8 protein-coding genes and 1 pseudogene are annotated in these 10174 nt (G+C 66.3%); 8 read left to right on the top strand and 1 reads right to left on the bottom strand.

Annotation, left to right across the window (positions count from 1 at the left end; all coding sequences use genetic code 11):
* Positions 1 to 444 (bottom strand): annotated as a pseudogene (locus QE494_RS00565) (electron transfer flavoprotein subunit beta/FixA family protein); the annotation flags it as partial.
* A gap of 250 nt (positions 445 to 694) precedes the next feature.
* Between QE494_RS00565 and QE494_RS00560 the strand changes: the two are divergent.
* From QE494_RS00560 to QE494_RS00525, 8 genes are all read left to right on the top strand, one after another.
* Positions 695 to 1591, top strand: coding sequence for a CoA ester lyase (locus QE494_RS00560; RefSeq protein WP_300040411.1), 897 nt, complete (start codon positions 695 to 697; stop codon positions 1589 to 1591).
* 39 nt (positions 1592 to 1630) lie between these two features.
* A complete protein-coding gene (locus QE494_RS18440; RefSeq protein ID WP_336619416.1) occupies positions 1631 to 2314 on the top strand; it encodes a MaoC family dehydratase in 684 nt (227 codons plus the stop codon).
* Between the two features lie 4 nt (positions 2315 to 2318).
* Complete coding sequence (locus QE494_RS00550) at positions 2319 to 4268, top strand: AMP-binding protein (RefSeq protein ID WP_300040409.1); 1950 nt, start codon at positions 2319 to 2321, stop codon at positions 4266 to 4268.
* Positions 4269 to 4285: 17 nt separating this feature from the next.
* Complete coding sequence (locus QE494_RS00545; protein WP_336619415.1) at positions 4286 to 5452, top strand: acyl-CoA dehydrogenase family protein; 1167 nt, start codon at positions 4286 to 4288, stop codon at positions 5450 to 5452.
* 44 nt (positions 5453 to 5496) lie between these two features.
* Positions 5497 to 6720 carry an acetyl-CoA C-acetyltransferase gene (locus QE494_RS00540; RefSeq protein ID WP_300040407.1) on the top strand — a complete coding sequence of 408 codons (1224 nt, stop codon included), beginning with the start codon at positions 5497 to 5499 and terminating at the stop codon, positions 6718 to 6720.
* Positions 6721 to 6794: 74 nt separating this feature from the next.
* Positions 6795 to 7580 carry an enoyl-CoA hydratase/isomerase family protein gene (locus tag QE494_RS00535; protein WP_300040405.1) on the top strand — a complete coding sequence of 262 codons (786 nt, stop codon included), beginning with the start codon at positions 6795 to 6797 and terminating at the stop codon, positions 7578 to 7580.
* Positions 7581 to 7586: 6 nt separating this feature from the next.
* The gene (locus tag QE494_RS00530) at positions 7587 to 8795 is read left to right on the top strand and encodes a CoA transferase (RefSeq protein ID WP_300040403.1); all 1209 of its coding nucleotides are present in this window, start codon (positions 7587 to 7589) and stop codon (positions 8793 to 8795) included.
* Between the two features lie 11 nt (positions 8796 to 8806).
* Positions 8807 to 10174, top strand: a 1368-nt coding sequence (locus tag QE494_RS00525; RefSeq protein WP_300040401.1) for an acyl-CoA dehydrogenase family protein, incomplete at its 3' end; no start/stop codon positions are given.

Genomic DNA, 10174 nt, shown 5'->3' with positions numbered 1-10174 from the left:
GATCTCCACCTTGGAGGCAAAGGTCGCCTGGGGCATGTCGGCCAAGGCAGCGAGCATCTGACCGGTCTGGTTGCAGTCGTCGTCGATGGCCTGTTTACCCAGGATCACCAGTTGCGGTTGCTCCTTGTCCACCAGGGCCTTGAGCAGCTTGGCCACCGCCAGGGGCTGCAGCTCTTCGTCGGTCAGCACCAGAATGGCGCGGTCGGCGCCGATGGCCATGGCGGTGCGCAGGGTCTCTTGGCAGGCCTGGGGACCGCAAGAGACAGCGATCACCTCGGTGACCACGCCCTTTTCCTTCAAGCGAACCGCCTCTTCGACGGCAATCTCGTCAAAGGGGTTCATGCTCATTTTGACGTTGGCGATGTCCACACCCGTGTTGTCCGACTTGACCCGGACTTTCACGTTGTAGTCCACCACCCGCTTGACTGCGACCAGGGCTTTCATGCCACTCCTCCATGGAAACCCTTGATTATGCATAATGCACGAATGGCAGTTGCCTGTCGCCAATGCAACCCCGCCCGTCGCTTGGGATTTATCAACTGCGAGCAGGGCGGCGCTGGGAGTGGCGCCGGATGCCGTGGCGCCGAATTTGGCCCCCAATCTGGCCGATATCCCCCTTCATTTCTGCACGATAATGCATTGTGTATAGTTTGACGATTCAGATCAGCCCTGCACCCAGAGAGGAACTCCCGCAATGAAACCAATGCGCTCCGTCATGTTCGTGCCCGGCCACAAGGAAGGTTGGCCCGCCAAGGCCGTTGCCGCCGGTGTGGACGGTGTGATCCTTGACCTCGAGGACGCTGTTCCCCTGGACCTCAAGGCCCAGGCCCGCGAGGTGGTGGCCGCGTCCATTCGCATGCTGGCCACCGAGCACCCCGAGATCGGCGTGTACGTGCGCCTGAACGCCCTGGAAACCGGCATGACCGGTGACGACCTCGAGAAGATCGCCATTCCCGGCCTTGACGGCGTGCTGCTGCCCAAGAACTACGGCCCGCGTGACTTCGTCGCCTGTGAGGCGCTCATCACCCACTTCGAGCGCCGCAACGGTGTGGCCGCCGGCAAGATCGAGATCGTGGCCTCCCTCGAGACCGCCCAGGCCTACGGCAGCTGCGAGGAGATCCTCGCCGCTTCGCCCCGTGTGGCCACCCTGTTCGCCGGCACTGCCAAAGATGCCGACGTGTCCCGCTCTGTGGGCTTTCAGTTCACCCCTGGTGGCGCCGAGACCCTGTACCTGCGCAGCCGCGCCCATTTGGCCAACCGCGCCGCCGGTCGCCAGCACTCCTGGGTTGGTCTCTGGCAAGACCTCAAGGACCCGGAAGGCGCGCGCCAGTTCGCCCTGCGCAATCGGGAGATCGGCTTTACCACCTTGGTGATGATTCACCCCTCGCACATCGCCATTGCCAACGAGGTGTTTGCGCCTTCTGCGCAAGATGTCATCTTCTACCAGGGAATGATCGACGCCTTCGACAAGGCGGTGGCCGAGGGCAATGCCGCCGTTCTGTACGAGGGCCAGCACATCGACTACGCCCACGTCAAGACGGCCAAGCAGGTGCTCGAGTTGCACGCGACCCTGAGCCGCAAGGGCCAGTAACCCCCCACGAACAAACAGGAACAAGAAGGAGACACCCACATGGCCGGACTTTGCTACGAAGAATTCTCTGTCGGAATGCGCATTGAGCATCCGATCCGCCGCACTGCGACGGAGATGGACAACATGCTGTTCTCTGCGCTCACCTACAACTGCGCGCCGCTGCACATTGACCACGAGTATTGCAAGAGCACCATCTTTGGCAAGCCGCTGATCAACAGCATGTTCATCTTCGCGCTGGTCAACGGCGTGATCGTGATCGACACCACCATTGGCACGACCCTGGGCAACCTGGGCTATGACGAGGTGAAGTTCGTCAACCCGGTGTTTGCGGGCGACACCATTCACGTGGTGACCGAAGTGGTGAAACTCCGCGAGTCGCAAAAGCGCACCGACTCCGGCATCGTCTGGTTCCGCCACATTGGCTACAACCAGCACGACGAGATCGTCTGCGAATGCACACGCGCCGGTCTGATGCTCAAACGCAAGGACTACGAAGCGCTCATGGCCAAGAGCAAGGCCGCTTCCGCCGCCAGCAAAGCCGCCCGCGCCGCCGCCAAGGCCAAGGAGCTGGCCAAAGCCACCAAGGCCAAGGCCGCTGCAAAGCCTGCCAAGGCCAAGGCTTCCGATAAGCCTTCCAAGCCTGCCAAGCCCTCCAAGGCGACCCAAGCGGTCAAGGCCACCCAGGCCCCCGCCAAGGCGCGCAAGGCCTCTGCCAAGGGTTGATGCGATGAAGGGACGCCCCAGTTTCGGACGCGACGAAACCGCCGTTTGGCGGCCCACGCCGGCCCATATCGCACGCAGCCGCATGGCGGCTGCCCTCCAGCGCTGGGGCTTTTCCAGCATGGAGGACTTCCATCGGGCCTCGGTCGATCGCCCGGAGTGGTTCTGGCCGGCTGCCGCCGAGGACCTGGGCATCCCGCTGCGCGGGCCGGTGCAAAAAGTGTGCGACGAGTCTGCAGGGCGCGAATTTCCGCGCTGGTTCACCGGCGCCACGCTCAACATCGTCGACAGCTGCGTCGACCGTCATGCGGTCGACCCGCAGCAGGCTGGACGAACAGCCGTCACCTACGAAGGCGACAACGGCAGCCGACGCAGCCTCAGCTTCTCCGAGCTCAAGACCGAGGTCGACCGCTTTGCCGCTGGCCTTCAGGCCCTGGGTGTGGGCAAGGGGGACCGGGTCGCGATCTTCATGCCCTCCCTGCCCGAGGCGGCAGTGGTCATTCTGGGCAGCGCCAAGATCGGCGCTGTGGTGGTGCCCTCCTTCTCGGGCTACGGTAGCGAGTCGCTGGCCACACGGCTGCAGGCCTCGGAAGCCAAGGTGCTGGTCACTGCCGACGGCACCACACGCCGTGGCAAGGCGGTGCCGATGAAGCAGATCGCCGAGGGAGCGGTGGCTCTGTCGCCTTCGGTGCAGCACTTGGTGGTGGTGCCCAACTCGGGTGAGCCTATTTCCATGGTGGCCGGCCGCGACCACTGGTGGAAGGAGGTTGCTGCGCCTCTGGCTGGCCCCGCGCCCGCCCCCGAGGCGCTGGACCCCAACCATCCGCTCTTCATCATCTACACCTCGGGCACCACCGGCCTGCCCAAGGGCATCGTGCACTCGCACATCGGCTACCTGCTCAAGTCGGCCATCGACTTCGGCTACGCCTTTGACCTGCAACCCGGCGACGTGCTCGGCTGGATCGCCGACATGGGCTGGATGCTCGGCCCCCTGATGGTGGTCGGCGGCCTGCATTGCGGCTCCGCCGTGGTGATGATCGAGGGCCTGCCGGACTACCCGGAGCCCGATCGCCTCTGGCGCATCGTTGAGCGCAACCGGGTGACGGTGCAGGGCATCGCGCCCACGGCCGCCCGCGGCCTGCGCTCGCGTGACGTCGACGGCAAGGGGGTGGACCTGTCGAGCCTGCGCGCCTTCGCCTCCACCGGCGAGGCCTGGGACGAGCCCTCCTGGCATTGGTTGTTCGAGCAGGTGGGCGCCAAGCGACTGCCAATCCTCAACTACTCGGGCGGCACCGAAACCGGCGGCGGCATTCTGTCTTGTTACACCATGCTGCCGCAGACCCCGGCTTCCTTCTGTGGGCCGTTGCCCGGCATGGACGTCGACGTGCTCGACGCCGATGCCCGCGCCACGCCCGAGATCGGCGAGCTGGTGATGCTCAATACCTGGCCCGGCATGGCGCACAGCTTCTGGAAGGACGACGCGCGCTACCTGGACACCTACTGGAGCCGCTGGCCCGACATCTGGGTGCACGGTGACCTGTGCAGCATCGATGCCGACGGTTACTGGCATGTCCACGGCCGCTCGGACGACACGCTCAAGATCGGCGGCCGCCGCGTGGGCCCCGCCGAGATCGAGTCGGCCTTGGTGACCCAACTCGGCGTTGCCGAGGCGGCTGTCATCGGTGTGCCCGACGAGATGAAGGGCCAGGCGGTGGTGGCCTTCGTGGTGGCCAAGCCCGGTGCCACGGTCGCCTCCGAGACGCTGATCGCCGGCGTCACGGGCCTCATTGGCAAGGCCATGGCCCCCAGCAAGGTCCATGTCGTCACCGGCCTGCCCAAGACCCGCAACGGAAAAATCATGCGACGCGCCATCCGCGCCCGCCACCTTGGCCAGCCCCTGGGCGACCTGTCCGCCCACGACCCGCTGACCCCTTTGGACCACATCCCCACCCTTTAAAAAGCAGAGTCAACACCATGGCAAATACCCAAACTGATATCGCCGACCTGAAGATGATTCGCGAGTCCGCCCGCGCGCTGGCCTCCCGCTTCGACCTTGAGTACTGGCGCGAGCACGACGAAGAGAAAAAATACCCCTGGGACTTCATCAACGCCTTCGCCGAAGGTGGCTGGATGGGCACGATGATTCCCGAGGCCTATGGCGGCATGGGCCTGGGCCTGGAAGCCGCCTCGATCATGTTGCAGGAGGTGGCCTATTACGGCGGCGCCAACGGCGCCTCGGCGATTCACTTCTACATCTTCCCGCCCGGTTGCATCATCAACCACGGCTCCGAGGAGATGAAAAAGCGCTTCCTGCCAGGCATTGCCTCAGGCAAAACGGTGATGTGCTTCGGCCTCACCGAACCCACCGCCGGCGTCGACACCTCGCGGCTGACCACCAAGGCCGAAAAGATCGACGGTGGCTGGAAGATCAACGGCCAGAAGGTCTGGATCACCAACGCGCAAAACGCCCACATGGTCTTGCTCACTGCGCGCACCTCGCCGCGTGACCCCAAGAACCCGATGGACGGCTTCACCCTGTTCCTGGCCGACTTCGACCGCACTGCCATCGACGCCCGTGCCATTCCGAAGCTCGCGCGCAATGCGGTGGACTCCAACGAACTGTTCATCAAGGACCTGATCGTCAGCGACGACCGCGTCATCGGCGAGGTCGGCAAGGGCATGTCCTACCTGTTTGACGGCCTCAACCCCGAGCGCGTGGTGGTGGCCTACGAGCAGATCGGCTTGGGCCGCCGCGCCCTGGAGTTGGCCACCGAGTACGCCAAGAACCGGGTGGTGTTCGACCGCCCCATCGGCAAGAACCAGGCCATCCAGCACCCGCTGGCCGACTCGTGGATGCGCCTCGAAGCCGCGCAGATGATGTCCGACAAGGCGGCCCAGCTTTTTGACCAAGGCAAGCCCTGCGGCGCAGAGTCCAATGCGGCCAAGTACCTGGCCACCGAGGCAGCCTTCGAGGTCTGTGACCGCGCGATGCAGACGCACGGCGGCTTTTGCTACGCCAAGGAATACCACATTGAACGCCTGTGGCGCGAGGCGCGTCTGCTCAAGATCGCGCCGGTGTCGCAGGAGATGGTCTTGAACTTCATCGCGCAGAAAATTCTGCGTCTGCCCAAGTCCTATTGAGTCCCCAGCGGACGCGTCGTTTTTTCTGATCGGATCCATTCCCCATGAACCAAGCCGTCCTCAGGCACGCCGTCATTTGCGAACCCCTTCGTACGCCCGTGGGCCGCTATGGCGGCATGTTCAAGGATGTCCCGGCCACCACTCTGGCCGAGACAGTGATCCGCGAGCTGGTGCGCCGCACCGGCATCCAGGGCAGTGACATTGACGACGTTGTCTTCGGTCAGTGCTACCCCAACGGCGAGGCGCCGGCCATCGGCCGCATTGCCGCCCTGGACGCCGAGCTGGGCGTGCGCGTACCCGGCTTGCAGATTGATCGCCGCTGCGGCTCCGGCCTGCAGGCGGTGATCGATGCCGCCATGCGGGTGCAGACCGGCGTGGCCGACTTGGTCGTCGCTGGCGGCGTCGACAGCATGAGCCAGGCCGAGCACTATGTGCTGGGGGGCCGCTTTGGCATCAAGGGCGACTCGCAGCCTTTCTGGGACCGCATTGCCCGCGGCCGCATCACCTCCGGCGGCCGGCACCACCCGGTGGCGGGCGGCATGCTGGAGACGGCGGAAAACCTGCGCCGCGAGTACAAGGTGACGCGCCAGGCGCAGGACGAACTGGCTCTGCGCTCGCACCAGAACGCAGTCGCCGCCCAGCAGGCCGGCCGCTTTGCCGACGAGATCGTGCCGGTCACGGTCAAGGGGCGCAAAGGCCCGCAGCAAATTTCGGTCGACGAGCATCCCCGGCCCGAGACCACGATGGAGAGCCTGGGCTCGCTCTCGCCGGTACGCCTCAAGCTCGACGCTGAATCCACCGTGACCGCCGGCAATGCCAGCGGACAGAACGACGGCGCTGCCGCCTGCATCGTCACCACGCCTGAGAAGGCAGCCGCTCTGGGCCTCAAGCCCCTGGGCCGTCTGGTCGGCTGGGCGGTGGCCGGGGTGGACCCCGAGCGCATGGGTATCGGCCCGGTGCCCGCCACCCAGTTGGTGTTGCAGCGCACCGGACTCTCGCTCAAGGACCTGGACCTGTTCGAACTGAACGAAGCCTTCGCCGCCCAGGTGCTGGCCTGTACCTACGGCCTTGGCTTTGACAAGGGTGACTACGAGCGCCTCAATGTGAACGGCTCGGGCATTTCGCTGGGCCACCCGGTGGGCGCGACCGGCGTGCGCATTTTGGCCACCATGCTGCGTGAGCTCGAGCGGCGCAGCGGTCGCTACGCCCTCGAGACCATGTGCATCGGCGGCGGTCAGGGCCTGGCTGCCGTGTTCGAGCGCACCTGAGCCTCGCCCACGAGGTTCCCTGTTCTCCATTCCCCGCTCCCCGTTCCCTCCTCCCTGAACTGAGGCACCCGCCGATGGATCTGTACAAGAACTTCCCGATGCGCTTCGAGCGCCATGACGCGGGTGTGCTCGAGATGATCTTCGACGGCCCCAACCTCAACGCGGTGGACGCCGAGGTGCATGCCCGCCTGCCCGATGTTTTCGATGTGGTCGACAAGGACCCGGAGACCCGTGTGTTGCTGGTGCGCGGCGCTGGCCGTGCCTTCTCGGCCGGCGGCAGCTTCGAGATGATCGACGCGCAGATCGCCAGCCATGCGGTGAGCATGCGGATCTGGCGCGAAACCCGCGATCTGGTGCGCAACATGATTGACTGCCGCAAGCCGATCATCTCCGCCATTCACGGCCCGGCGGTGGGCGCGGGCCTGATCGTGGGCATGCTGGCCGACATCTCGATTGCCGCCAAAACCGCCAAGATCGTCGACGGGCATACCCGCCTTGGTGTGTGCGCCGGCGACCACGCCTCCATGGTCTGGCCCCTGCTGTGCGGCATGGCCAAGGCCAAGTACTACCTCATGACCTGCAAGCATCTCTCCGGCGAGGAAGCCGAGCGCATCGGCCTGGTGTCGCTGTGCGTTGAGGACGATCAGCTTCTGGAAGTGGCGCGCCAACACGCGCGTGACCTGGCCGAGGGCGCGCAGGAGGCGATCTCGCTGACCAAGTACTCCCTGAACAACTGGTACCGGTCGCAGTGGCCGATTTTCGACGCCTCGCTGGCGCTCGAGTTCCTCGGCTTCACCGGGCCAGAGGTCAAGGAAGGTCTGGCCTCCCACCGCGAGCGGCGCAAGCCCAATTTCGGCTGACCCGCCATGTACCCTTTTCTGTCCGACCTGCGGGTCGTCGAATGCGCGTCCTTCATTGCCGGCCCGTCCTGCGCGCTGCACTTGGCCCAATTGGGCGCCCAGGTCATTCGCATCGACCCGATCGGCGGCGGCATGGACTTCAACCGTTGGCCGGTCTCGGCAGACGGCCGCAGCCTGTATTGGGAAGGGCTGCAAAAGGGCAAGCGCTCAGTCGCCATCGACATGGGCCGGCCCGAGGGGCGCCAACTCGCGGTCGACCTGATCACCGCGCCCGGCGCAGGCGCGGGCCTGTTCGTCACCAACTACCCGCAACAAGGGTTTTTGTCGCATGAGGCGCTTGCAGCCCACCGGCCCGACCTGATCACCGCCCGCGTGCTGGGCTGGCGCGACGGCGCGCCGGCGGTGGACTACACGGTCAACGCCGCCCTGGGCATGCCCTGGATCACCGGCTCGGACCGTAATGGCGAGGAGCCCGTCAACCATGTGGTGCCAGCCTGGGACCTGGTGACCGGCGCCTACGCCGCGTTCGCCCTCATGGCCGCCGAGCGCCACCGGCTGCGTACCGGCCAAGGTCAGGAGGTGACCGTGCCCCTGTCCGATGTCGCGCTGACCTGCCTGGGCCACACCGGCCAGCTGGCCGAGGCCCTGACCACCGGAGACCGCCCCCGCTATGGCAACGCACTCTTTGGTGCCTTCGGCCGTGACTTCGCCACCGCCGACGGCCAGCGTGTGATGGTGGTGGCCATCACCGCCCGCCAGTGGAGCGGCCTGGTCAAGGCGCTGGACCTCCAGGCGGCGGTAGCGGCCCTTGCCTCACAACTTCACGCCGACTTCACCGAGGAGGGGCAGCGCTTCACCCACCGGCAGGCGCTGTTCCCGTTGTTCGACAAAGCCATCGGGGCGCTGACCCTGGCGCAGGCGCGTGAGCGCTTCGAGGCCGGCAGCGTGCTGTGGTCCAGTTACCAAACCCTGCGCACCGCGCTGGACACCGACCCGCGTCTGGCGCTGGCTGCGCCCCTGTTCGAGACGCTGGGGCATCCCAGCGGCCTGCACTACCCGGCGCCCGGCGCCGCTGCCAGCTTCCATGGCACGCCGCGGGTGCCGGTGCAGCGCGCACCGCACCTGGGCGAGCACACCGACCAGGTGCTGGCCGAAGTTCTCTCCCTGTCCCCCACCCGCATCGGCCAATTGCACGACGCGGGTCTCATTGCCTGAAGGCCATCGTCGTGAGCGCTTCCTCCCCACTGACCCAGCAACTCCAGGCCGCCGCTGCAGCCGCCCGCGCCTACCTGGCCGAAACCCGGCGGGTGGTCACCGAGCGCTGCACCGCGGGTGGAAAGCCGCAGCCCGCTTTGCTGCAGGCGCACCAGCGCGCGCTCCATGGCCTGGCTTGGGTGGCCACTACGGTCGAAGCCATCGCCAGTGCCGCCAGCTGGGGTGAGCGCCTCGCGGCCCAGGGCCGCTTGCAGCAGGGGGAAGAACTGGTGTTGACGCTGGGTGTGGGCGAGTACCTGGCACAGCTCACGAGCGGCATCCCGATGTCGCAGACCGAAATCTTCCGCCCGGCGGAACTGGGTCTGGTCGGCGCCGCCGCCGCCTTGGCCACGGAGCCTGCAGTCGCTGCCTTGATGGCCCGATCTGCCGCGCCTGAAACGCGCCGCGCGCTGATCGACCACCTGCGCGCCGACCGCCCGATCAGCGAGACCTCCTTCGACGAGGACCTGGACCTCATTCGCGACCAGTTCCGCCGCTTTACCGAAAGAGAGATCACCCCGCACGCGCACGCCTGGCACCTGGCCGACGACCTGATTCCGGATGCCCTGGTGTCGCAACTGGGCGAGCTCGGCGTGTTCGGCGTGAGCATCTCGGGTGATTACAACGGCCTGGGCCTGGGCAAGCGGGCGATGTGCATCGTGACCGAGGAATTGAGCCGGGGCTGGATTGCAGCGGGCTCCTTGGGCACCCGCTCGGAAATTGCAGCCGAACTCATTTTGTGCGGCGGCACCCCCGAGCAGCAGGCCCACTGGCTGCCCAAGATCGCCACTGGCGAGGTGCTGCCGACCGCGGTGTTCACCGAGCCCGACACCGGCTCCGACCTGGGGTCGCTCCGCACCCGCGCCACCCCGACGAACAGCGGCTGGCGCATCGACGGCAACAAGACCTGGATCACCCATGCTTCGCGTAGCGACCTGATGACGCTGCTGGCCCGCACCGAGCCGGGAAGCACCGACCATAACGGCCTGAGCATGTTCTTGGCGCCCAAGCCACGCGGCACGCGCGACAACCCCTTCCCCGCCGCCGGCATGGCCGGCGGCGAGATCGAGGTGCTGGGCTACCGCGGCATGCGCGAGTACGACATTGCCTTTGACGGCTTCGAGGTCGGTTCCGACGCGGTGCTCGGTGGCGTGCGGGGCCAGGGCTTTCGCCTGCTGAGGCAGACCTCCGACGCGGCACGCATCCATACTGCCGCGCGTGCGGTGGGTGTGGCCGGCCGCGCCTTCGACCTGGGTTGGCGTTACGCCAACGACCGCAAGCAGTTTGGCGCGCCGATCGTCGACTTTCCCCGTGTGGCAGACAAGCTGGCCCTCATGGTG

The organism is Ramlibacter sp. (assembly GCF_029866045.1).
In the GTDB taxonomy this organism is placed as follows: Bacteria; Pseudomonadota; Gammaproteobacteria; order Burkholderiales; family Burkholderiaceae_C; genus Ramlibacter.
This window is presented reverse-complemented; position numbering and strand designations above follow the sequence as displayed.